The sequence below is a fragment of the Longimycelium tulufanense genome, from assembly GCF_014645795.1.
In the GTDB taxonomy this organism is placed as follows: Bacteria; Actinomycetota; Actinomycetes; order Mycobacteriales; family Pseudonocardiaceae; genus Longimycelium; species Longimycelium tulufanense.
This window is the reverse complement of record NZ_BMMK01000016.1, coordinates 54,522-77,652: the sequence shown is the minus strand read 5'-3', so window position 1 is coordinate 77,652 and position 23,131 is coordinate 54,522. Positions and strand designations below refer to the sequence as shown.

Sequence of the window (23,131 nt, the reverse complement as noted above, 5' to 3'; positions counted from 1 at the left end):
CGGCCACCGGCGTTCTGCTTCGGACGCCGGGATGGCCGTGCCGCGCGGTTGGCCGAATCCGACTTGGGAGGCCCCCACCGCGACGCCACGACGCCACGAACGTCAACGACGACGGGGCTGGCGAACCGGTGTTCGCCAGCCCCGTGGTGGCTCGTTCCCGTTCAGCCGCGCAGCATCTCGGCGACCAGGAAGGCCAGCTCCAGCGACTGCTGGGTGTTCAGCCGCGGGTCGCACGCGGTCTCGTAGCGGCCGGACAGGTCGCTGTCGGAGATCTCCTGCGCGCCACCCAGGCACTCGGTGACGTCCTCGCCGGTCAGCTCGATGTGGATGCCGCCCGGGTGGCTGCCCAGCGCGCGGTGCACCTCGAAGAAGCCCTGCACCTCGTCCACGACCCGGTCGAAGTGCCGGGTCTTGTAGCCGGTGGAGGACTCGTGGGTGTTGCCGTGCATCGGGTCGCACTGCCAGATGACGTGGTGCCCGGTGGCCCGCACCTTCTCGATGATGGGCGGCAGCACGTCGCGCACCTTCTGGTTGCCCATCCGGCTGATCAGGGTGAGCCGGCCGGGCACGCCGTGGGGGTCCAGCCGCTCGACGTACTCCACGGCCATCTCCGGCGTGGTGGTGGGGCCGATCTTGACGCCGATCGGGTTGGCCAGCAGCTCGGCGAAGGCGATGTGCGCCCCGTCCAGCCGGCGGGTGCGCTCCCCGATCCACACGAAGTGCGCGGACAGGTCGTAGAGCTTGCCGTCCTCCAGCCGCAACATCGCGCGCTCGTAGTCGAGCACCAGCGCCTCGTGGCTGGCGTAGAACTCGGTGGTGGTCAGGTTGTGGTCCTGCACCCCGCAGGCGTCCATGAACCGCAGGCCGCGGTCGATCTCGCTGGCCAGCGCCTCGTACCGCTCCCCGGCCGGCGAGGTGAGCACGAAGTCCTTGTTCCAGTCGTGCACCCGGTGCAGGTCGGCCATGCCGGCGTTGGTCATGGCCCGCACCAGGTTCATCGCCGCGCCCGCGTTGGCGTAGGCGCGGATCATCCGCGACGGGTCGGGTACCCGCGCCTCCGGCGTGGCGACCAGCGAGTTCACCATGTCACCGCGGTAGGAGGGCAGGCCGAGCGCGTCGGTGGGCGAGGAGCGGGGCTTGGCGTACTGGCCGGCGATCCGGCCCACCTTCACCACCGGGGTGCTGGCGCCGTAGGTGAGCACGACCGCCATCTGCAGCAGCGTCCGGATGCTGGCCCGGATGTGCGGCTCGGTGTTGTCGGCGAAGGTCTCGGCGCAGTCGCCGCCCTGCAGCAGGAACGCCTCGCCGCGGGCCACCGCGGCCAGCCGGGCACGGAGCCGGTCCACCTCGGCCGGCATGGTGATGGGCGGCACGCTCTCCAGCACCGTCCGCACCTTGCGGACCTGCTCGCGGTCCGGCCAGTCCGGCTGCTGCGCGGCCGGGCGGGCCAGTGCGTCGTCGAGGCGGGCGCGCAGCTCGGGGGGCAGCGGGGGTAGTGCCGGGAGCGTGTCCACGGGCACGTCCACGGTCCAGTTCACGACATAAGAGTAGGGCGTGCCGGGCCGAGCCGTTTCGCCAGGCGGCCTCACCCGCCCCGAGGGAAGCGGACGGTCGTCCAGGGACAACGGTCCGGGCGGCCGGTGCCGGGCCGGCCGCGGGACGAAATGATGTTGTCATGTCTCGTTCGGACCAGACCCTCGCGGCGGCGCCGCGGCTGCTCGCCCTGGCCACCACCAACGTGCGCCGCGACTACCCGGTGCACTGGACGCACCTCGTCGCCTCCGCCGCGGACCTGGTGCCGCAACGGGTGCTGCACCCGGTGTTCGCGGGATCCTTCGACTGGCATTCCTGCGTGCACCAGACGTGGCTGATCGTGCGCCTGCTGCGGGTACGGCCCGACGTGGCCGGGGCGGATCGCGCGGTCGGCACGCTGGACGAGCTGATCACCCCGGAGGGGTGTGCCGTGGAGGCCGAGTTCTTCCACGGGACGCAGGGAGCGCACTGGGAGCGGCCCTACGGCTGGGCATGGCTGCTGTTGCTGGACGCCGAGCTGCGGTCGTGGCGGGACGAGGGCGGGGCCGCACCGGCGCGGCGCTGGTCGACGGCGTTGCGGCCGGTGGCCGAGGTCCTGCGCGGACGACTGCTCGACTGGCTGCCGACCGAGCGCTTCCCGACGCGGACCGGGATACACATCAACACGGCGTTCTCGCTCGGCCTGGTGCTCGATGCGGCGCGGGCGACGGAGGACGCCGAAATGGCGGACTGCTGTGCGGCAACGGCACTGCGCTGGTATCGCGGGGACGTGGCCTACGGCGGCTACGAGCCCGATGCCGCCGAGTTCCTCTCGCCAGCGCTCGTCGAGGCCGACCTCATGCGCCGGTTGCTGGATCCGGTGGCCTTCGCTGCCTGGCTGGAGGCGTTCCTGCCGGACCTGGACGGCCCGCGGTGGGCGACGCTGCGGGAGCCGGTGCCCGTGGACAACGCAGGCGACCCCTACGGCTCCCACCTCGCGGGTCTGGCGTTGTCGCGGGCGTGGTGCTGGCGTGGTGTCGCGGCGGCGTTGCCGGAGGGGCACCGGTTTCGCGGACCGGCCAAGGAGGCGGCGCGGCGACACGCGGTTTTCGGGCGGGAGTTCGTGTTCGGCCACGGGTATGCGGCCGAACACTGGCTGGGAACCTTCGCCGCCTACCTCGACCTCGGTGCTTTGACGCGGTGACTTCGCCCGACCCGGGCCACGGCGCGGCGGCACCGGCCGTGCCGGGCATTCGACCGCCCGGCAGGGTCTGAACGCGACGCTCCCGCACGGTGGACCGGTCAGCCCCCGGTGTACCGCAACCAGGGGCTGACCGGCATGACGGCCGGGTTCCGGGGAGGGGCGCGCAAGGGCAGCGGGCCGCGCCTGGGCGTCGTGGGTCCGGCGTTGTCACCGCCAACCGGCCGTGCCCACGCCCCAGTCGCCCGATGGTCCGCTCCGAGAGTGCCCCGTGCGCTCGCCGGCCTCACCGGCCCGGCCGTCCCCGGCCGCCGCACCTATCAGCGGCCGCGGACCGCCGGGTCTACGCGGCCGGCGCGGCCGGTCGGGGTTGGTCATGCGATCACAGGGGACCGTCGGAGTCCGCGTCCGATCGCCATGTCGTCCATACGATCAGCCTCGCATCCGCGCTTCCTTGCGCGCCAACGGTTTTTCGCGGCCCGGCCACAGCACGCTGAGCGCGGGGAACCACAACGGGGTGTGGGCGATCCGGCGAGGGCTCTCGCTGCGTGCCGGGTCGGGCGGATCCGGTGGGTCCGGCGTGAGCAGTGGCACATCACCCTCGCCACCGCGCACCCTTTTAGGTAAGCCTTACCTCAGTCATGGATGGGCGACCTTGGGCAGCACGCGGCCAGGAGGGCCCGACCAGGCACTCGCGGCCGATGCCGCCCGGCGGGTGCGGTCGACCTTCGCGGGGATTGGGGTGTGCTGCCGGCTCGCGCACCGCACCGAGCGCCGAACGAAAAGGATCGACACCCTGATGCAAGCCACCCTGGATCGCCCGCTGCGCGTCGCGGTCGTCGGAGCGGGCCCGGCGGGTATCTATGCCGCCGACATCCTGGCCAGGTCCGACACCCCGGTCAGCGTCGACATCCTCGAACGCCTTCCCGCTCCCTACGGCCTGATCCGGTACGGCGTCGCCCCGGACCACCCGCGGATCAAACAGATTGTCCAAGCCCTGCAACGGGTTCTGGAGCGTCCGGCAATCCGGCTGCTCGGCAACGTCGACTACGGCACCGACCTCAAGCTCGACGACCTGCGACAGCACTACGACGCCGCGATCTTCGCCACCGGCGCGGACAAGGACCGGTCGCTGTCCGTGCCCGGGGTTGACCTGCCGGGCAGCTTCGGCGCCGCGGAGTTCGTCTCCTGGTACGACGGCCATCCCGAGGCGCCGCGGGAGTGGCCGCTGACCGCGCGCAGCGTCGCGGTGATCGGTGCCGGCAACGTCGCCCTGGACGTCGCCCGCGTGCTGGCCAGGACGGCGGACGAGCTGCTGACCACCGAGATCCCGGACAACGTCTATCGCGGCCTGGCCGCGAGCCAGGTCACCGACGTGCACGTGTTCGGCCGCCGCGGGCCGGCCCAGGCCAAGTTCACCCCGCTGGAGCTGCGAGAGCTGGACCACTCGCCGAACGTCGAGGTGTTGGTCGACCCCGCCGACATCGAGTTCGACCAGGCCAGCCTGGACGCGATCAACGGCAGCAACCAGGTGCGTACCGTCGTGAAAACCTTGCAGGACTGGGCAATCCGGGACCCCGGGACCCGGCCGCGCCGGCTGCACCTCCATTTCCTGCACGGGCCGGCGGGAATCCTCGGTGCGGAGTGCGTCACCGGGCTGCGCACCGAGCGCATGGAGCTGGATGGCAGCGGGGGTGTCCGAGGAACCGGACGGTTCCACGACTGGCCCGTGCAGGCGGTGTACCGGGCCGTCGGCTACCTCAGCTCGCACCTGGCGGATCTCCCGTTCGACCACGACAGCGGGACCGTGCCGCACGATGCGGGACGGGTGTTGGGTCTCGACGGCCAGCAGGTTCCGGGCGTCTACGCCACCGGATGGATCAAGCGAGGGCCTGTCGGACTGATCGGCCATACCAAGGGTGACGCTCTCGAGACGATCGGGAGCCTGCTGGCGGATATCCCGGCACTGCGGCCGGCGCCGGAACCCGATCCGGCCGCGATCCGCGAGCTGCTCGCCCGCCGCGGCGTCGAGTTCACCACCCTCGAGGGCTGGAACCGACTGAACCAGCACGAGATCACGCTCGGCCAGCAGCGCGGGAGGGAGCGGATCAAGGTCGTCCCCCGCGAGGAGATGCTGGCCGTCTCCCGCGGCACGGCGGAATCCTGACAGCAGGCAGGACAACAGGGTTTTCGGCGGCGGGTTCGCACGGCACCGCCGCCGGAGATGCCGGGTCCCGTTCTCGGGGTGTGCGGGGCACGGGTTGGGTTCGGCCGGCGGGCGGCGTCGACAACACCGCCGGCCGAACCCGACACTTGCGGGCCGCAAGCCCCGGCGTGGCAACGGAAAACGTGCCACGTCCGGGGTGGATCAGCCGAAGAAGACCTCGGCCTCCGCGTACCGCTTCAGCGGCACGGTCTTCAGCTCCGCCGTGGCCTCGGCGAGCTTGACGCGGACGATGTCCGTGCCGCGCAGGGCAACCATCGTGCCGAAGTCGCCCTCGTGCACCGCGTCCACCGCGTGCAGGCCGAACCGGGTCGCGAGCACCCGGTCGTAGGCGGTGGGCGTGCCGCCGCGCTGGGTGTGGCCGAGCACCACCGCGCGCGACTCCTTGCCGGTACGTTGCGCGATCTCCTCGGCCAGCCAGGTGCCGACACCGCCGAGCCGGACGTGCCCGAAGGCGTCCCGCTCCCCCGTCTGCAGCACCTCGGCGCCGCCCTCGGGCACGGCCCCCTCGGCCACCACGATGATCGGCGCGTACTCGCGCTCGAACCGGCGCTGCACCAGCTCGCAGACCTTCTCCACGGAGAACGGCTTTTCCGGCACCAGGATCACGTTGGCCCCACCGGCCAGCCCGGAGTGCAGCGCGATCCAGCCCGCGTGCCGACCCATCACCTCCACGACGAGCGCCCGGTGGTGCGACTCGGCCGTGGTACGCAGCCGATCGATCGCTTCCGTCGCGATGTGCACCGCGGTGTCGAACCCGAAGGTGTAGTCGGTGGCGGCCAGGTCGTTGTCGATGGTCTTGGGCACCCCGACAACGCCGAGCCCCTCGTCGGTCAGCCGCTTGGCCACGCCCAGGGTGTCCTCGCCGCCGATCGCCACCAGGGCGTCGACCCGGTGCCTGGCCAGGTTCTCCTTGATCCGCGGCACCCCGCCCTCGATCTTGTAGGGGTTGGTGCGAGAGGAGCGGAGGATGGTGCCGCCCCGGGTCAGGATGTCCTCGACGTCGTTGATCCCCAGTGGCCGGACCTGGTCCTCCACCGCACCGAGCCACCCGTTTCGGAAGCCGAGCACCTCGTGCCCGTAGACCTCGATCCCCTTGCGGACCACGGCCCGGATGACCGCGTTCAGACCGGGGCAGTCACCGCCACCGGTGAGCACGCCAATGCGCATCTGCTCGATCGCCTCCTCGCCGAGCCGGTCTGTGACCGGCGTCGCATACCGCCGGCCCGAGCCTGCCACGCTCTGGATCGGTGCAGCAACGGGGGGTCGGATCTCGATCGCCGGTTACCCGGCTCGGCAGGCGGCGACACCGACGCACCGGGCGGTACCTGACAGGGGCAAGAACAGAATTCCGGAACCGAACCACGGGGAAGTCGAGTCGCGCAGAATGGATGCCCCCTGACCCGGTAGGTGGAACGGTCGCTCGTTCGACCCGGTGACGGTCGGGACGTACCCGTTCGCGACCAACGGGCCGCACCGTGGCAACGGTCTCGCGCTACCGCGGGGTGGTATCAGCGGCCGCCCCGACCGATCAGGCGACGCCAGTGCTCGTCGATCACCTTCCACCGGGCGAGGTTGTGCCGGGCGTCCGCCAGTGCATCGTGCGCGGCCGGCGGTGCCGGAGGCAGCCGGGGCCGGCCCGCGTCCTCCCAACGCTGCCGCAGGTCCCTGGTGAACCGTGGGATCGCCTTGGGCAGCATCGGCATCGGTCCCCACAGCTGCGCCAGCGCCACGTGGTCGTAGGCGGCGAACCACGCCCACAGCTCGACGTCCTCGCCGGCGGGGGTGAGGAACTCCAGCAGCTCGTCCCGGATCCGTGCCCGGCTCCGCCACATCGGGTCCGACGGCGGCGGGAGCTTGGGCAACACGTGCTGTCGCACCCAGGGGCCGGCCCGCTCCGGGTCGAACTCGGTGGAGACGGCGTAGAACTCGCGGCCCTCCTCATCCACGACCCCGATCGACACCAGGTCGATCGTCCTACCGTCCTCGATGAACTCGCAGTCGTAGAAGAACCGCACCGACCAAGCCTAGAAGCCCCCGATCGGCGGCTTGCCAACACCCACCCGGGACCTCTCGTCATCACGGAGCAGCAGCAGGTTCACCTCGGTGTGCGCACCGGAAACGGCGTCCGGGGGAACACCTCGCCTCAGCCCGCCTTGGCGCGCGGTACCCGATCGTGCTCCGTCGCCGGGGTGGCGGCCGAGCGCCGCCAGCCGGGCGGCACCCGGCCCTGCGCGGCCAGGTCGTCCTTGACCTTGGCGGCGTAGACGTCCACGTACTCCCGGCCGGTCAGCTCCATCAGGGTGTACATGATCTCGTCGGTGATCGACCGCTCGACGAAGCGGTCACCGGCCAGGCCCTCGTAGCGGGAGAAGTCCAGCGGCTCGCCGACCACGACCCGCACCGGCCGCGGGCGCCACATCTTCGACCCGATCGGGTTGACCTCGTCGGTGCCGAACATGGCGACCGGGATCACCGGCACCCCGGCTTCCAGGGCCATCCGGGCCACCCCGGTCTTGCCCTTGTAGAGCCGGCCGTCGGGCGAGCGGGTGCCCTCCGGGTAGATGCCCAGCAGCCTGCCCTCCCGCAGCAGGCGGATCCCGGTGTCCAGGGCGGCCTGCGCCGCCGCCCCGCTGGTGCGGTCGATGGGCACCTGGCCGACGCCGGCGAAGAAGAACCGGGAGAGCCGGCCCTTCAGGCCGCGCCCGGTGAAGTACTCGCGCTTGGCCAGGAAGGTGACGCGGCGGGACACCATGAGCGGCAGGAAGAAGGAGTCGGCCACGGCCACGTGGTTGCTGGCCAGGATGGCTCCGCCGGTGCGCGGGATGTGCTCCAGCCCCTCGATCCGTGGCCGGCAGGCCAGCCGCAGCAGCGGGCCGAGCAGAACATGCTTCATCAAGTAATACAGCACCGGGCCGAGCGCCTCCCTCACACAACACTGGTGTGAAATCCAGCGTACGGAGCCCGGAACGGCGGCGACAACGCAGCCTCCCGGGTGGTGGCGCGTCACTGCCCTGCGGGGCGGGTCCGTGCGACCATGACGGGAACAGGTGTCGCCCGAGGCGAGGGGAGGACGCGATGCCGCTGCCGGCGGGAGCGGGCACGTTCTCGCAGCACGGGTACGGCGTGGCGGGGTCCCGGCCGCCGGCCCGGGCGGGGTGTGGCCTTCCCCTCGTGCCGGAGGCCGGCACGGCCCGGGTGCCGGGCCGCGGGCCGCGCCGGACCGGGGTGCGGTCATGAGCGGGCGGATCCCGGGCCACGACGGTCCCGAGGACGTCGACGCGGCGTTCGCCGAAATCGTCGCCGACCTGGAGCGGGAGGGCGGCCTACGGTGGCCGGAGGAGGCCGCCGACGGCACCGCGACCACGGCCGACACCGCCGTGGAACTGGCGCGGGCCGCACCGGACCGCGGGGAACAGGACCCGGAGGCGCTCGAGGACGACCCCGACGACCACTACGTGCCGCCCGAGCCACCGCCCTTCCCGCCGCTGCGCGCCCCCACGATCGGGGCGTTGCTGCTGCTCACGGCCGGGGTGGTGTTGTTGGTGGCGCCGAGCCTCATCGGGTTGGCGCACCGGGTGGCCACGCCGCTGGCGCTCATCGCATTGACCTGCGGCATCGGTTGGCTGGTGCTGCGGATGCGGCAGGACCCGCCCGCGGACTCCGGCTGGGACGACGGCGCGCAGGTCTGAGTTCCGCGTGCTGGCAAGGACATCCCGCCACCGCGGTGGAACCGCCGCGGCCGTAGGTGGGCGCGGCCGACTGTGACGTGGCCACGTGAGTTGCCGTCCGCGTGAGCACCGTGAGCACAAGGAAGAAGAGGCCGGGGGCTACCGGTTCCCCTCCCGTGTCGGGTTCCGACTCGAGCTGGCTTCGACGCGATCAGTGCAGGTAGCCGTTGCGGACAATGTCCACGGCGACATCCCGGGCGAGGGCGGCCGCCCCCACGATCCCGGCGTCGTCGCCCAGCTGCGCGGTGCGGATCCGCGCGAGCGGCCGATGGCCCGCGCCGGTGATCGCCGACGCGTAGTGCTCCCGCGCGTCGTCGAGGAACAGCGGCGCGGACTCCGACACCCCGCCGCCGATCACGATCACCTCGGGGTCGTAGACGTCGGCGACCAGCGCCAGCCCCTCGCCCAGCCAGCGGGCCAGGTCGGCCATGGCGCGCTGGGCCAACAGGTCCCCGTCGCGCGCGGCGCCGGCCACCCGGCGGCCGGTCACCGCCCGCGGGTCGCCCGCGGCCTCCCGGGCCAGCACCGTCGAAGCCGACGGGTACTCGGCCAGCAGTTCGACCGCGGTCGCGGCCAACGCCGTACCGCTGCAGTACCGCTCCCAACACCCCCGCTTGCCGCAGGCGCAGGGCCGGCCGTCCGGTACCAGTCGCAGGTGCCCCAGCTCGGGGGCGACCCCGTGCGCGCCGCGGAACACCCGACCGTCGACCAGCAGGGCGCCACCGATCCCGGTGCCCAGTGCCACCAACACCGCCACGTGCGCGCCGCGGGCGGCACCGAACCGGTACTCGGCGAGGACGGCGGCGTTGGCGTCGTGTTCCAGCACCACCGGCAGCCCGAGCCGGCGAGACATCCGGTCGGCGACCGGCGCCCCGCGCCAGGCCAGGTGCGGGGCGAACCGCACGCCGCGGCGGTCGGCGGTGACGAACCCGGCCACGGCGAGCCCGACGGCGGCTACGTCGTGCCGGCCGGTCAGCTCGGCGACCGCCCCGGCGATGGCGTCCTCCAGGGCCTGCCCACCGGTGGGCGTCGGGGCCCGGGTGGTGTCCAGGACGGCGCCACGCGCGTCGACCACCCCGGCCCGGACGCTGGTGCCGCCGACGTCGATGCCGACGGTCAGCACGCGTCACCCCCGTCGGCCGGGTCGTCCGTGCGCCGCACCCGGATGCGCTGCACCCGCGGCCGTGCGGCGTCCGCCGCGGGCTCATCGGACCGGGGTTCGGCGGGGCCGGCCCCGTCGGGCCGGGGCTGGGCCGGCCGCGCGGGCCCGGCCGCGGTGTCCGGCAGCCCGTTCTCCACCACGGCGCGCAGCGTGAGCACCAAACCGGTGGCGTACTCGGCGAGCCGGTCGGCCAGTTCGGGACGCTCCCCGCGCAGCAGCCCGAGGCCGGTGCACAGCGGGCACCAGCCGCAGTCGCCCCGGTCGTGCTCGGTGCCGCGCAACCGCTCCAGATAGGGCTCGGCCCGCTGGGCGAGCGCCTCGCTGAGCAGGCGCAGCTCCTCGGCGAGCCGGGCCCGCGGGTCCTGCGCCCCAGCATCGCCGGGGGGTGTGTTCGTGCTCATGAGCGCATCCACAGACGGGGGTCGGGGCGGAAGCACACCACCAGGCCGTCGGCCTCGGCGGAGGCGTCGGTGACCTCGCAGCGCCGCAGGACCGGCGGCAGGGCCACCAGGCGCCGGCGGCCCGCCACGGTCACCGCCAGCTCGTCGCCCACCCGGGCCAAATCGATGTCGGTCTCGGGGCCCAGCGGCAGCGCCAGCCGCAGCCGGTACTCCGCGTCCAGGCTCCGACCGGCTCCCTCGACCGAGACCAGCGGGGCGAGTGCGGCCCCGGCCAGCGGGTCGTCGTCGCCGTACAGCTCGTGGGCGAGCGCGGCCAGCGCGCCCAGACCGACGGGCTCCTCGGCACGGTAGGACACGGTGCGCACGGGTAGGCCGGGCACCCCCATGACCTCCAGGGCGTCCCGCAGCTCACCCAGGACCGCGTCCTGCTCCCCGCGGCGGGCCCGCAGCCAGTTACCGGCGGTCGTGTCGTCGTCGCCCGGGTCGGGCACCAGCCGGTTCACCGCCATGCCGTCGACGCGAATCCCGTGCAACGCCAACGCGGTCAGCGTGCGGCGGGTCTCCGCGGCGACCACGCGTTCCGGGTTGAGCACCAGCCGCACGCTGGTGCGCTCCTGGTCGGCGAGCAACGCCCGCACCGCGGTGAGCTGCCCGGCCAGTTCGCCCAGCGCATCGACCACGGCGTCCCAGCGCGCCACGTCGCCGCCGGCCAGCCCGGCAAGCACGCCGCGGACGACGCGGCGGTGGGTCGGGAACAGCTTCTCCAGGTAACCGGCGAACGCCTCGGGCACGGCGAGCAGCCGTAACGTGTCGGCGGTCGGCGCGCAGTCCACGACCACCGTGTCCCACGGGCCGTTCCGTACCAGCCGGTGCACCTCGATGAGGGCCAGCAGTTCCTCCGCGCCGGGCAGGACGGTCAGTTCCTCGACGGCCAGCCCGTCCACGCCCGCGCCGCCGAGCAGGACGTGCAGGTGCGTGCGCAGCTCGAACCACGAGGAGTCGACCAGCGCGCGGGTGTCCACCTGGGACACCCACAGCCCGGTGTCCACTTCGGACGGTTCGGCGGTGGCGGGTATGGCCAGCGCGTCCGCGAGCGAGTGCGCGGGGTCGGTGGAGACCACCAACGTCTTGCGGCCGGAGGCGGCCAGCCGCGCGGCGGTGGCGGCGGCGAGGGTCGTCTTGCCCACGCCGCCCTTTCCGGTGAACAGCAGGACGCGCACGCCCCGCATCTTCCGCCACGTCCGGGTGGCGCTGCCATCCGGGTGGTCGTCCGGGTCCCGCGCCGGGCCACGGTCCGCGCGCCCGTGGGGATGCCGTTCCGAGCCGGTCGCCCCGGACGGCGGCGAGGCGCTCAACCGGCCCGCTCGACCCGCCGCTTGAGCTCCTTGAGCGCGGTGTCCATGATCATCTTCTCCGCCTTGCGGCGGAACAGCCCGATGATCGGGATCGCCAGGTCCACCCACAGCGAGTAGGTCACCTCGGTCGCGCCGTCGGTGGGGCGCAACGTGTAGCTGCCCCGCTGCCCCTTCTGCATCTGGCCCTTGACCAGTTCCCAGCGGACCACCAGCCCGTCCGGGGCCCAGTCGTAGGAGAGCACGTACTCGTCCTTGACCACGCCGGCGTCGAGCACGAACCGGACCTGCTCGGCCTGTCCGTCCGGCTTGGTGACCAACACCTCGGTGCTGCGCACCGCCTTGGCCCACTCCGGGTAGGCCGCGAAGTCCGCGATCACCGCCATGATCTTCTCCGGCGGCGCATGGATGACGATGGACTGTGTGGACTCCTCGGCCATGGCGCGCAGGCTACCGCGCCGCCGAGCGGGAACGCCGCGCCCAGCGCCGCACGCCACACCCGACCGGAGCAGCGCGCCACCCGCCTGGCCGCAGCCGATACCCCAAGCGGATCACCAGTGCAGCACGTAGGGGCGTGCCGTGCGGCGGAAGTGCCCGACGTTGACACATTCGGTGCGGCTGATCCGCACCCGCGAGGCCAGCGGCTGGTGGACGTGGCCGAACAACGACCATCGCGGCCGCTCGCGCCGGATCAGTTCCAGCAGGTGCGGTGAGCCGTTCTCGTCCTTGCGCGCCATCACGTCGTAGGTCAGCTCCGCGACCTTCGGCGGAATATGGCTGCACAGCACGTCGATTCCGGTCAACCCGGCGACGGCCGCGGCGTACTCCTCGTGGGTTCGCAGGTACGGCACCCAGGGTGTGCCCCGCCGCCACAGTCGGCCACCGGGTGGGAGCAGCGCGCCACCGACGAACCCGACCCGCAGTCCCCCGATCTCGGCCACATCCCCGTCCAGCACCCGGATGTGCTCGGTGAACTCCGGCCACAGCGCGGGCACGTCCACATTGCCCGGTGTGGCGTAGGTGGGGGCGGTCAGCGATCCGAACATGGCCGCGTACTGCTCGCGTACGGCCTCCTCGACCACGACGGCCGGGTCGGGCAGCTCCTCCCACAGGGAGCGCGCGTAGGCGCCGGCCTCCCCGGGCCGGCCGTGGTTGCGCAGGTACGCGAACCGGGCCACCTTCTGCGCGCCGAAGACGGCGCCCAGGATTCCTCGGGAGTGGTCGGCGTAGTCGACGAACTCCAGCAGGTCGCCCAGCACCAGCAGCGCGTCGGCACCGTCTCCGGCCCTGGCCAGGGCCTCGGCGTTGCCGTGCACGTCGGACACCACGTGAACCCGCACGAGGGCCACCCTAGGACGCGACCGGCCCGACGGTGGCCGGCGTGGGTCAGGCCACGGGTGGGCAGCCCACCTCGCGGCCGGTCTCCAGGGCCGCCTTGAGGTCGAAGGCCAGCTGCTTGGCGGCCAGCTGCCGCCGCCGCGTCTCGGCCGCCGCGGCCCTGGGCGGCAACGGCACCGGCCGGTTGTCCGGCCCGGGCGCGTCGGCCCGCAGGAAGTAGTGCAGCACGGTGCCGTCCAACACCGCCTCCAGCCAGACCTCCATCGTCCCGACCAGGGCCCCGCGCACCGCCCACCGCCGGCCCTCGGCGCCGCGATCGGCGTAAGCCTGCAGCGTCAGATCCGGCCAGAACCGGGTGCAGGACGCCGGGTCGGCGAAGACCGCGGCCACCACGTGCGGGGGTACAGCGAGGAAGGTTTCGTCCACCACGTCCACCGAAGCCACGCCGGAAGGGTGACACGCGTTGGGCCTGCCGGCCCAGCGCCGCTTGGGTCTCGGCTCGGTCTCGGCTGGTGGCCGCCTCTCCCCTCCTCCGGGTTGCGGCCCTATTGTCTGGGCGCCCCAGCACGCTAAGTTTCTCGTCAGTAACCCACCGCTCGGAGGTTGACGTGCGTGAGTTCAGCGTTCCGGCTACGGCCCCTGTGGCCGGCGAGGAGAACCTCACCGACATGGTGTGGGCGAACGCCGAGCGATTCGGTACCGCCGTGAGCTTCCGTCGGCACGAGGAGGGGGCCTGGGTGGACGTCACCGCCCGGGAGTTCGCCGACGAGGTGTTGGCCGTGGCCAAGGGCCTGATCGCCGCCGGGCTGCAGGCCGGCGACCGGGTCGGTCTGATGGCCAAGACCCGCTACGAATGGACGTTGTTCGACTTCGCGATCTGGGCCGCCGGCTGCGTCACCGTCCCGGTGTACGAGACCTCCTCTGCCGAGCAGGTGCAGTGGATCGGTTCCGACGCCGGCACCAAGGCGTTCGTGGTCGAGACCGCGGAGCACCGGGCAACCGTGGAGGCGGTGCGCGATCGGCTGCCCGAGCTCGCGAACGTGTGGCGGATCGAGCCCGCGGAGGGCGACCGCGGCGCGGTCGCCGAGCTGGTCGCCCAGGGCGCCGAGCTGCCCGACACCGACGTGCACGAGCGGCGCCGGACGGTCGGCGCCGACGACCTGGCGACCATCATCTACACCTCCGGTACCACCGGCCGCCCCAAGGGCTGCGAGCTGACCCACCGCAACCTGCTGAGCGAGGTCCGCTCCGACATCGCGGCCTTCCCGCAGCTCATCCAGCCCGGCAGCTCGCTGCTGATCTTCCTGCCGCTGGCGCACGTGCTGGCGCGCGCGGTCACCATCTGCGCGGTCTATGCACGGGCCACGGTCGGGCACGCCCCGGACATCAAGAACCTGGTCGCCGATTTGGGCACGTTCCGGCCGCGGTTCGTGGTGGCGGTGCCCCGGGTGTTCGAGAAGGTCTACAACGGCGCCAAGCAGAGGGCACACAGCGAGGGCAAGGGCCGGATCTTCGACATCGCCGAGGCCACCGCCGTCGCCTACAGCGAGTCGCTGGACCGCGGTGGGCCCGGCCTGGGTCTGAAGCTGAGGCACCTGCTGTTCGACAAGCTCGTCTACGGCAAGCTGCGGGCCGCGCTCGGCGGCCGGTGCGAGGCGTCGATCTCCGGTGGCGCACCGCTGGGCGCGCGGCTCGCGCACTTCTTCCGTGGCCTGGGGGTGACCGTCTACGAGGGCTACGGGCTGACCGAGACCAGCGCGGCGGCCTGCGTGAACACCCCGGAGGCGCTGAAGATCGGTACCGTGGGCCGGCCCATCGCCGGGACCTCGATCCGCATCGCCGAGGACGGCGAGGTCCTGATCAAGGGCGACGTGGTGTTCCGCGCCTACTGGAACAACGAGCAGGCGACCAAGGACGCGCTGCGGGACAAGTGGTTCCACACCGGTGACCTCGGCGAGCTGGACGACGAGGGCTACCTGCGGATCACCGGGCGAAAGAAGGAGATCATCGTCACCGCCGGCGGCAAGAACGTGGCGCCCGCGGTGCTCGAGGACCGGCTACGCTCCCACCCGCTGATCAGCCAGTGCATGGTGGTCGGGGACAAGCAGCCGTTCATCGGCGCGCTCATCACGGTGGACCCGGAGTTCTTCCCGGCGTGGAAGACCCAGCACGGCAAGCCGGCCGACGCCGAGGTGGTCGACCTGATCGACGACCCGGACCTGCGGGCCGAGATCCAGGCCGCGGTCGACGAGGCCAACAAGGCGGTCTCGACGGCGGAGTCGATCAAGAAGTTCCGCATCCTGCCGGTGGACTTCACCGAGGCGGGTGGCGAACTGACGCCGAGCCTGAAGCTGCGGCGCAACGTGGTCGCCAAGACCTACGCCGACCAGATCTCCGCCATCTACACCGGCTGACGCCCGGCCGGCGCCGCGACGGAGGGCCACGACAGAAACGACAGAGGGGTGGGGGGGCCCGGTGCGGGCGACCCCACCCCCTGTCCCGGTCACAGGACCCGGTAGCCGTTGAGCTCGCGCAGCGTCGTGTCGGTCCTCCTTTACCTGCAAGGGGTTCGGCCTCGCCCGCCCGAACACCGGTGGGTTCCAGCCCGGACGACCGGGGCGAGGAAAATCGGCCGTCGGTGTTTTTTCGCGACAGGAGGCGAAACTCGCGAAATTGGTTTTCGCCCTGCCGCCGACAACAGGGTGCGGCGGGGTGTCATGCGCGTGATGCGGCCAGTTCTTCTCGGCGACCTCCTCCACGGTTGCATGCGCTGCGGGTGTCGGCACGCCCGGCGGTGGGGGGCGAGGTACCGGGCGGCACGTGGAAATCGCTGGTCACACGGGCAACGGGAGTCTCATCGACGCGGTGAGCTGGAGCGCGGGACAGCTGCCTGGCTTCGGCACGGCGCGTCGACCTCCCTTTCCTTGTAACCCGAGAACCAACAGCGAAACTGCGTCGTGGGGAACTCACCTGCTCCGCGGTGGCGAACCCGGCGAATTCTCATTGACGCGCCAGGACATCGTGCAACCTCACCGAAGAAGATCGGAATACCCCTCGGCCGGTCCGCACCCAGTGAGTGACCGGACAGACCCGAACGGCCGCAGCAGGAGTGCGCAGCGTGCCCGGCCGGGTCAGTCCACCGCGCGTAGCCTGGCCGCCACGCGGCTGAACCCGAGCACCCGGCCGGAGTCGGCGCGCAGCATCTCGGTCTCCTGCCGGGTCAGCTCCGGTACCGGGCTGAGCCCGGCCTCCCGCACGGCCGCGGTGAACTCCAGCCAGTGCCGCCAGCCGTCGGGCACCAGGTCCGCGGTGCCGACCTCGACCAGATCGGTCCGCTCCCAGTGCCGCCGCCACCAGTGCGGGCTGTGGAAGGTGTGGAACTCCGGCTGCCAGTGCGGGCGCAGGTGTTCGGGGACCTCGTCGAACTCCTCGGTCACGCCGGGCACCACGACGCCGACCCACCCGCCGGGGCGCAGGAAGCGCGTCAGGTAGCTGAGATAGAGCTCATCGGTGCCGAAGTAGTGGTAGGCGTCGATGCAGACGATCGCGTCGAAGAAGCCCTCGGCGAAGGGCAGGTCGTGGGCCTCTACGTGCAGCGGGCAGACGAGGTCGGTTACCCCGGCTTCCCGCACCCGCTCCCAGTTCTCGGTCGGCTTGATCCACAGGTCCGCCGCCCACACCCGGGCGCCGAACTCGCGGGCGAGGAACACCGAGCTCATCGCCTTGCCGCAGCCGAGGTCGAGCACGCTCGCGCCGGGTTCCAACGGGAGCACCTGACCCAACGACTCGGTCAGCCACAGCGCGTTGGGTCCCATCATGTTGGCCATCTGCCACTGCGGGTCGTAGCGGGCGGAGCGGGGGAACTCGGCGGGGCGCAGTCGTTCGTCATGCCCGTGGTCTGTCACGCCGGGATCGTCACCGCACCCGCCGCGGATCTCCCAGCGATTTGGCCGGAGGCCGGGGGCAACGATGGTTCATCCCTCGACGGCGACGCCCGCCCGCCGCTCCCGTGCGTCCGCGGTGCGGGTCCAGCTCCACCAGCCGTGCAGCACCAGCCCGGCGAACACCAGGTAGACCAGGGCGCTGAACCACAGTCCGGAGGCCAGCTGCAGCGGCACGCCGACCGCGTCGACGGCCAGCCAGACCAGCCAGAACTCGACCAGCCCGAGACCCTGGGCGGCGAAGGCGACCAGGGTACCGACGAAGAGCCAGGCATCCGGCCACGGCGCCCAGGACGCGTCCAGGGCCGCCAGCGTCACCGCAACCGCCACCGTGCCCACGAGCATCGCGGCGACGAGCGCCGCCCGTTCGACCGTGCTGGCCCTGCGCACCACCAAGCCGTAGAGCGGATCCCGCCGGCGCAGCCACGCCCACCAGCCGTAGAGGGAGATCAGCAGGATCGCCACCTGGCGTGCCGCGAGCCCGCCGAGGTGCGCGCTGGCGTAGACGGCGAACAGCAACACGGTGGCACCGACCTGCACCGGCCAGGTCCACAGGGTGCGCCGGTCGGCGAGGAAGACCACGGCGAGCGCGCACAGCTGCCCGGCCATCTCGGCCCAGGACACCGACTGCCCGAAGAGCACCAACCCGTGCTGTAGCAAGACGTCCACGTCTCCCCCATCCCGTCCGGCACGCCCCCGGACACGGGGCATGGGCAGGACGCGGACGGGTGGCAGAGGACGTGCGCGGACGCCCGCCACCCGGCACGCGTGCGCCGCCTCCCATCCGGACTTTCACCGTCGGCCCCGGAGTTCCACCGGGTCAGCCGGCGACCGTACGGTCGCCGGGTCGCGGGCTGTCACCGCCGGTTCGGACTTTCACCGAGCCCCGGAGCGCACGTTCACCTGATCGCGTCCACATCTTCCGCCGGGGTGGCATTCCTGTCCCAGGCCCTTTCGGGGTGAGTTGCCTCACCGCTCCCGGCGGCGGCCACACCGCCCCCGCAAGGACATCGCTCCAACCCCGGGCTGACTCGAAGCGGATCCGTCCGTGCCGCAGGTTCCTCACATCCCGCAGCGAGCGCGACACCGCATGCACGTGGTGATCCCTGATCCGTGCCTTACCCAACGCGAGTGGGCCCGGCGGGGATCCTCCCGCCGGGCCCACTCGCGTCTATTCGTTACTCGCCTCCGCCGGTCGGGCTGCTCCCGCCCGCCGGCGGCTGTCCTCCCGACGACGGCGTGCCGCTGCCCCTCCCCATCTGCCGCTGCAGACTGTCCAGCCAGCCTTCCCACCGCTGCTGCATCGGGCGCATCAGGCCACCGCCGACGCCCACGACGAGGATGCCGCCGATCGTGGCCAGCACGGCGATCAGCACGGGCAGCGTGACGGTGGTCGCGATCTTCAGCTGGTTGAGCGCGGCGAGGGCACCGAGCGCGACCAGGAACGCGTACGTGACGGTGCCGAGCACCGGGCCGAGGGCCCGGCCGGCGAGCGCGGCGACGATGAGGTCGCGCGCCACGCGGCCGATCGCGGCGGCCACCAGCACCAGGATGATCGCGACGATCACCCGCGGCAGGTAGGCGATGATGTCGTTGAGCAGGTCACTCACCGGGTTCGGGCCGAACGCACCGAACGCGAGTTGCAACGCGATCAGCAGGACGAAGTAGTAGACGAGTTTGACGACCAGGTTGGTCATGTCGATCTTGGACCTCGACAGGATCCCACCCAGCCCGGACCGTTCCACCAGGCGCGGGAACCCGGTCCGGGTCAACAGCAGCTGTACGGCCTTGGACAGGCCCTTGGCGATCAGCCAGCCGATCAGCAGGATCACCAGGAAGCCGACGAGCTTCGGCACGAACGTGATCACCGCCGACCACGCGTCGCCGAGCCCCCGACGCAGTTCGTCGCCCACGGTCCTTCTCCTCACCGGCGATGATGTGCTCGGAGACCACTATTGATCGTTCTCCGGCCGCGCCGGTAGGGGAGTGATCCGCGGTGTGCCCGATAGGAGGAAGAGATCGACTCGATCGGAAGTCCACAGTGGACGACACGCCAGCACCTCGCGGGAGTGTTGCCCGCATCCCCGCCCGACGGGGCACGCCGCGGTGTCCGATTGCTCGGCTCGGGACTTCCCTGCGCGCCTTGCCGGCGCGATACTCGCTTCACCGTTCACGTCGCGTGTCCACCCTGGACGGTCCGAGCCGGTCACGCCGGAGTGGGCCCGAGGGGCTCGCTCGGGTGTGCCCACGCGAGGTGATGGTCGCAGGGACGTGGTGTCCGAAATGGAGTGCCGCCGCGCCCCGGGAGGATGGGACGCGGCGGCGGGTCAGTGCTCAGCCAGGGATCCGGGTCAGAACTGCTTCTCGTGCAGCTTGTTCCGCTCGATGAACCGCCGCACCGACTCGGCCAGCGAGCCGCCGCGCTCGCCGGACGCGGTGACGTCGCGGTCGGCACCCGTGCCCAGCTCACGGCCGGCCGCGGAGCCCCAGCCGTCCCGGGGGACGTCGGGCCGCGGAGCACCGTCGCAGGTCGACCGGGTCGACGGCAGTACGCCGTCGATGAGGTAACGGTCCACCTTCTGCTCCACGCAGCTGTTGCCGAAGCCGTAGAAGCCGTGCGTACCCTCGTCCTTCACCGAGATCAGGTGGTGACGCAGCTGGTGCGCCATCGCCGGGCCACCGTCGTAGTGGGTCTGGGTGTCGCCGTCGCCCTGGATCACCAGGCCGGTCTGGTAGCCGTCCCGCTTCAGCTCCACCGGCTTTTCCGGCGGGGTGAACGAGCGGAAGGTGCAGGCCCAGGGCGCGACCCGCAGCACACCGAAGCCGTAGGGGTAACGTTCCCGGAACAGCTTCATGTCGCTGTAGTAGCTGTTGACGTCGCGGGGCCAGTCCGCCTCGCACGTCACGGTGTCGAACACGCCGTTGCGGACGTCGGCAATGCCGAGGTCACGCAGCAGGGCACCGGCCGCCAGCGCGTCGGTGGGCTCGGGAGCCCCTTCCGTCGCGTTCCTGATGTCGAGTAGTAGATGTCCCAGGTCGTCCCAGAGCTGGCGGTACCGGGAGCCGGTGCCCATGGCCAGGTCCAGGGAGTTGCGGTCGAACCCGCCCACCGGCTTGTCGTTGAGTTTGGCGGCCAGGTCCTCGAGCGTGGCGAGCACCTCGCGCTGGTTCTTGCCGAGCCCGAAGACGGCGTGGCGCCGGCCGACCCACGTGGCCCACAGGTCGACGTTCTCCCGGTGCCCGTACGCCTGCGCCTTGAACTGGTCGCGCCAGATCCACTCGGGGTGTACGGCCGAGTCCAGCACGCTGCGGTTGAGGTGTTGCGGGAAGAGGCTGCCGTAGACGGCGCCGAGGTAGGTGCCGTAGGAGTAGCCGAGGTAGTTGATCTTCTGCTCGCCGAGCACGCCACGGATCACGTCCATGTCGCGGGCGGTGTTGGCGGTGTTGACATACGGCCGCATGCCGCCGGCGGCGCGCTCGCAGCCGGCCTCGACGGCCTGCGCGTCCGCGGCCCAGGCGGCCAGCTCGCCGTCGGTCGGCCGGGTGTTGAACTTCATCAGCTCCGGCGTGAGCTCACACAGCAGCTGGGTGGACCTGCCGACACCGCGCGGGTCGAACCCGATCAGGTCGAATGCCTTGGCCGCCTTGGTGTGGGTGAGCACGCGGGGCAGTGTGAGCCCGCTCCCGCCGGGGCCGCCGGGATTGAGCAACAACACGCCGCGGCGCCGCTCCGGGTCGGCCTTCTTGCGGCTGACCGCAAGGGACAGCCGTTCTCCGTCGGGGTTGGAGTAATCGAGGGGAACGGTGATGTCGACGCACTCCAGAATTCCGTGGCACGGTTCCCAGGTGACCTGCTGGTCATAGAACTGTTGCAGCCCGGCGGGCACCGCATTCGGTTGTGCGGCCGCGGTCCCCACGGAGAGCTGCGCGCCGAACAGCGCAGCAACACCTGCGACAACCGCGGTCCCGCGACTCACCCGGGTGGATAACTTCCTGCGTCTGATACCCGATGGCAAAACGGACCTCCTCGCTGGCGGGGTTTCACCAGATCCGTGTTGCCGCAATCTATTGGCCAATTCCGGGCGCGGTCACTAGGCATATCCAGCAATAGTCATAAACACGCAGCGCGACGAGTGGGCGGTTTTATGACAGAAATCCAACGATCGGACTGGAACATGTGGGTCGCGGGGTGAGCGCAGGCGGCCGCAACCATCACGACGGGTGCCGGGCGGACGGGTGGACCCGCCGGCCACGCCCCCGGTCCGCGCCGGGCCGGCACCGGTTCGGCTCGCGGGGCGCGGGGATCTCGGACCGCATCGGGTCGAGCCGCGGGCCCGGCCGCACATCGGCGCCGGCACCAACCTACGTCGGCGCCCGGGAGGGCTCATTGTTGACCCATTCGGCTAACGGCGTCCCGCGGAACGGACCCACGACGACCGCGGCGGGTGTGGTGCCGCGTTCCCAGCTGCTGCAGCCGTGGGAACGGTGAGGACCCCGCCGGCCGGCGCGCGATATGCGGCCGCGCGTTCAACCCCCGGGCTGAGGTGGCCCCCCGCCGGCCGGGGCCCGGGGGTGGCCGCGTGCCATGCTGGCTGCTATGAGCAGAGCGGCCACCTCCCACCCGAGCAGTGGCCATCCCGAGGTGTCCGCGGAGACCCTGCGGAAGCTGGAGCGGGCCTCCGGCGGGATGGCCGGCGCCAGCGTGGCCGCCATGGAGCGGGAGCTGCCGTGGTTCCGCCGGCTGTCGGCCGACCAGCGCGCCAGCGTGTTGCTGGTCACCCAGACCGGCGTGGCCGGGTTCGTGGCGTGGCTGCGCGACCCGCAGCAGGCGATCCGGCTCACCGCCGAGGCGTTCCGCGGGGCACCCCGCGACCTGGCCCGCTGGGTGAGCCTGCGGCAGACCGTCGAGCTGGTGCGCATCGCCATCGAGGTCTTCGAGGAGCAACTGCCGGCACTCGCGGCCGACGACGCCGAGCGCGCGGTGCTCACCGAGGCGGTGCTGCGCTACGGCCGGGAGATCGCCTTTGCCGCGGCCACCTCCTACGCGGCCGCCGCCGAGGCGCGCGGCGCGTGGGACGCCCGCCTGGAGGCGCTGGTGGTGGACGGCATCGTCCGGGGCGACGCCGAGGAGTCCCTGCTGTCCCGGGCCGCGGCCCTGGGCTGGGACCCGGTCGCCGAGGCGACGGTGCTGGTCGGCAACCCCCCCTCCGAGGACCCGCCGGAGGTGATCTACGAGGTGCGCAGCCGCGCGGCCCGGGTCGGCCGGCCGGTGCTGATCGGGGTACAGGGTTCCCGGCTGGTCGTGGTGCTGGCCGGGCCGGTGGAGGGGGCGACCGGGCGGGAGGTGCTGCCCCGGATGGCCGAGGCGTTCGGCGAGGGGCCGGTGGTGGCCGGGCCGACTATGGCCAGCCTCGCCGACGCGCACCGCAGCGCCGCGGACGCGTTGTCCGGCCTGCGGGCCGTCGTGGCGTGGCCGGCCGCGCCCCGGCCGGTGCGCTCCACCGACCTGCTGCCGGAGCGGGCGCTGGCCGGTGACCCGGAGGCCGAGCGCCAGCTAGTGGAGCGGGTGGTCCGCCCGCTGGTGGAGGCCGGCGGGTCGCTGCTGGAGACGGTCGACGCCTACCTGGAGGTGGGCGGGGTCCTGGAAAGCTGCGCCCGCCAGCTGTTCGTCCACCCCAACACGGTCCGGTACCGGCTGCGCCGGGTGACGGAGCTCACCGGGCGCAACGCCTCCGACCCGCGCGACGCCCTGGTGCTGCGGGTCGCGCTCGCCGTCGGTCGGCTGGCCCGCGCACGCGGGTTCTGGTGACCGCGGCCGCACCCTTCGCGATCCCTCGCAGAACGTGCTGCGACGAGCCGAGGCACCCTCGGTTGCGAAACCTCGGTCGGGGCGTGCTCACCAGGAGTCGAGGTGGCCGGTGGACCAATGGGCAACCGGGCGCCGGCCGCCTGCTGGCGCGCCCGGCACCCCGCACCGCATTGGTTCGAAGCTTCCCGCCCCCGGACCCACGCCCGGGCTGGCCCGGCTGTCCGTAACGGCGCGCTTCGGGGGAGAGAAACTCGGGCGTACGCAAGAGTTTCTCTCCCGTCCGGTTACTCCCCTCCTGGGCGGGTTCGAGGAACACCATGACGATCTTGGAGTGCTCCGGCTCACCCTTTGCCCGTGGATTGCCAGAAGGTTTCGAACCAACAAGGAAACCCGTGGTCAACCGCCTGATAGGGGGAGTAGGTTGTAGACACTCCACAAGTTCGCCCGCTCGACTTAGTCC

The 23,131-nt window shown here is 72.1% G+C and carries 19 protein-coding genes and 1 riboswitch; of the genes, 5 read left to right on the top strand and 14 right to left on the bottom strand.

From position 1 onward, the window contains the following. Positions 1-161: 161 nt before the first annotated feature. The gene (locus IEY55_RS17295) at positions 162-1,538 is read right to left on the bottom strand and encodes a class II 3-deoxy-7-phosphoheptulonate synthase (protein ID WP_189059083.1); all 1,377 of its coding nucleotides are present in this window, start codon (positions 1,536-1,538) and stop codon (positions 162-164) included. A 137-nt stretch (positions 1,539-1,675) separates the two neighbouring features. Here IEY55_RS17295 and IEY55_RS17290 point away from each other — a divergent pair, with 137 nt between their 5' ends. Both IEY55_RS17290 and IEY55_RS17285 read left to right on the top strand, forming a co-directional pair. Continuing rightward, positions 1,676-2,716: a DUF2891 domain-containing protein gene (locus IEY55_RS17290; protein WP_189059081.1), complete on the top strand. Its 1,041-nt coding sequence runs from the start codon at positions 1,676-1,678 to the stop codon at positions 2,714-2,716. A gap of 796 nt (positions 2,717-3,512) precedes the next feature. Next, complete coding sequence (locus tag IEY55_RS17285) at positions 3,513-4,880, top strand: FAD-dependent oxidoreductase (protein ID WP_189059079.1); 1,368 nt, start codon at positions 3,513-3,515, stop codon at positions 4,878-4,880. A 201-nt stretch (positions 4,881-5,081) separates the two neighbouring features. Here IEY55_RS17285 and IEY55_RS17280 read toward each other — a convergent pair whose 3' ends face one another. The 3 genes from IEY55_RS17280 to IEY55_RS17270 all read right to left on the bottom strand — a co-directional run bounded on the left by IEY55_RS17280 (position 5,082) and on the right by IEY55_RS17270 (position 7,848). Continuing rightward, entirely contained in the window at positions 5,082-6,107 is a 1,026-nt protein-coding gene (locus IEY55_RS17280; RefSeq protein WP_189059212.1) for a 6-phosphofructokinase, read from the bottom strand. A 341-nt stretch (positions 6,108-6,448) separates the two neighbouring features. Then, positions 6,449-6,955 carry a polyadenylate-specific 3'-exoribonuclease AS gene (locus IEY55_RS17275; RefSeq protein ID WP_189059077.1) on the bottom strand — a complete coding sequence of 169 codons (507 nt, stop codon included), beginning with the start codon at positions 6,953-6,955 and terminating at the stop codon, positions 6,449-6,451. 128 nt (positions 6,956-7,083) lie between these two features. Further along, on the bottom strand, positions 7,084-7,848 hold the full coding sequence (locus IEY55_RS17270; RefSeq protein WP_189059075.1) for a lysophospholipid acyltransferase family protein: 765 nt from the start codon (positions 7,846-7,848) through the stop codon (positions 7,084-7,086). 325 nt (positions 7,849-8,173) lie between these two features. Between IEY55_RS17270 and IEY55_RS17265 the strand changes: the two genes are divergently transcribed. Then, positions 8,174-8,629, top strand: coding sequence for a hypothetical protein (locus IEY55_RS17265; protein WP_189059073.1), 456 nt, complete (start codon positions 8,174-8,176; stop codon positions 8,627-8,629). 190 nt (positions 8,630-8,819) lie between these two features. Here IEY55_RS17265 and IEY55_RS17260 read toward each other — a convergent pair whose 3' ends face one another. The 6 genes from IEY55_RS17260 to IEY55_RS17235 all read right to left on the bottom strand — a co-directional run bounded on the left by IEY55_RS17260 (position 8,820) and on the right by IEY55_RS17235 (position 13,365). Then, positions 8,820-9,776 (bottom strand): ROK family glucokinase, encoded by a 957-nt coding sequence (locus IEY55_RS17260; RefSeq protein ID WP_189059210.1) that lies wholly within the window; start codon positions 9,774-9,776, stop codon positions 8,820-8,822. Positions 9,777-9,784: 8 nt separating this feature from the next. Beyond that, on the bottom strand, positions 9,785-10,231 hold the full coding sequence (locus tag IEY55_RS17255) for a hypothetical protein (RefSeq protein ID WP_189059071.1): 447 nt from the start codon (positions 10,229-10,231) through the stop codon (positions 9,785-9,787). Then, positions 10,228-11,451, bottom strand: coding sequence for an ArsA family ATPase (locus IEY55_RS17250; RefSeq protein WP_189059208.1), 1,224 nt, complete (start codon positions 11,449-11,451; stop codon positions 10,228-10,230). Before IEY55_RS17250 ends, IEY55_RS17255 begins: the two co-directional genes overlap by 4 nt. Before the next feature lie 131 nt (positions 11,452-11,582). Beyond that, positions 11,583-12,023, bottom strand: a complete 441-nt coding sequence (locus IEY55_RS17245) for an SRPBCC family protein (protein WP_189059069.1) — start codon at positions 12,021-12,023, stop codon at positions 11,583-11,585. A gap of 111 nt (positions 12,024-12,134) precedes the next feature. Then, positions 12,135-12,923: a metallophosphoesterase family protein gene (locus IEY55_RS17240; protein ID WP_189059067.1), complete on the bottom strand. Its 789-nt coding sequence runs from the start codon at positions 12,921-12,923 to the stop codon at positions 12,135-12,137. Between the two features lie 46 nt (positions 12,924-12,969). Further along, the gene (locus IEY55_RS17235) at positions 12,970-13,365 is read right to left on the bottom strand and encodes a polyketide cyclase / dehydrase and lipid transport (protein WP_189059066.1); all 396 of its coding nucleotides are present in this window, start codon (positions 13,363-13,365) and stop codon (positions 12,970-12,972) included. 164 nt (positions 13,366-13,529) lie between these two features. Here IEY55_RS17235 and IEY55_RS17230 point away from each other — a divergent pair, with 164 nt between their 5' ends. Further along, positions 13,530-15,335 (top strand): AMP-dependent synthetase/ligase, encoded by a 1,806-nt coding sequence (locus tag IEY55_RS17230; protein WP_189059064.1) that lies wholly within the window; start codon positions 13,530-13,532, stop codon positions 15,333-15,335. Between the two features lie 717 nt (positions 15,336-16,052). Here IEY55_RS17230 and IEY55_RS17225 read toward each other — a convergent pair. The 4 genes from IEY55_RS17225 to IEY55_RS17210 all read right to left on the bottom strand — a co-directional run bounded on the left by IEY55_RS17225 (position 16,053) and on the right by IEY55_RS17210 (position 20,839). Next, positions 16,053-16,826: an SAM-dependent methyltransferase gene (locus tag IEY55_RS17225; RefSeq protein WP_229686473.1), complete on the bottom strand. Its 774-nt coding sequence runs from the start codon at positions 16,824-16,826 to the stop codon at positions 16,053-16,055. Positions 16,827-16,895: 69 nt separating this feature from the next. Beyond that, complete coding sequence (locus tag IEY55_RS17220) at positions 16,896-17,531, bottom strand: nicotinamide mononucleotide transporter family protein (RefSeq protein ID WP_189059062.1); 636 nt, start codon at positions 17,529-17,531, stop codon at positions 16,896-16,898. A gap of 99 nt (positions 17,532-17,630) precedes the next feature. Then, positions 17,631-17,759: riboswitch (FMN riboswitch) on the bottom strand. Positions 17,760-18,040: 281 nt separating this feature from the next. After that, positions 18,041-18,775 carry a mechanosensitive ion channel family protein gene (locus IEY55_RS17215; protein ID WP_189059060.1) on the bottom strand — a complete coding sequence of 245 codons (735 nt, stop codon included), beginning with the start codon at positions 18,773-18,775 and terminating at the stop codon, positions 18,041-18,043. Positions 18,776-19,213: 438 nt separating this feature from the next. Continuing rightward, positions 19,214-20,839: an alpha/beta fold hydrolase gene (locus IEY55_RS17210; RefSeq protein ID WP_229686472.1), complete on the bottom strand. Its 1,626-nt coding sequence runs from the start codon at positions 20,837-20,839 to the stop codon at positions 19,214-19,216. A 620-nt stretch (positions 20,840-21,459) separates the two neighbouring features. Here IEY55_RS17210 and IEY55_RS17205 point away from each other — a divergent pair. After that, positions 21,460-22,671, top strand: coding sequence for a PucR family transcriptional regulator (locus IEY55_RS17205; RefSeq protein WP_189059058.1), 1,212 nt, complete (start codon positions 21,460-21,462; stop codon positions 22,669-22,671). Positions 22,672-23,131: the final 460 nt, after the last annotated feature.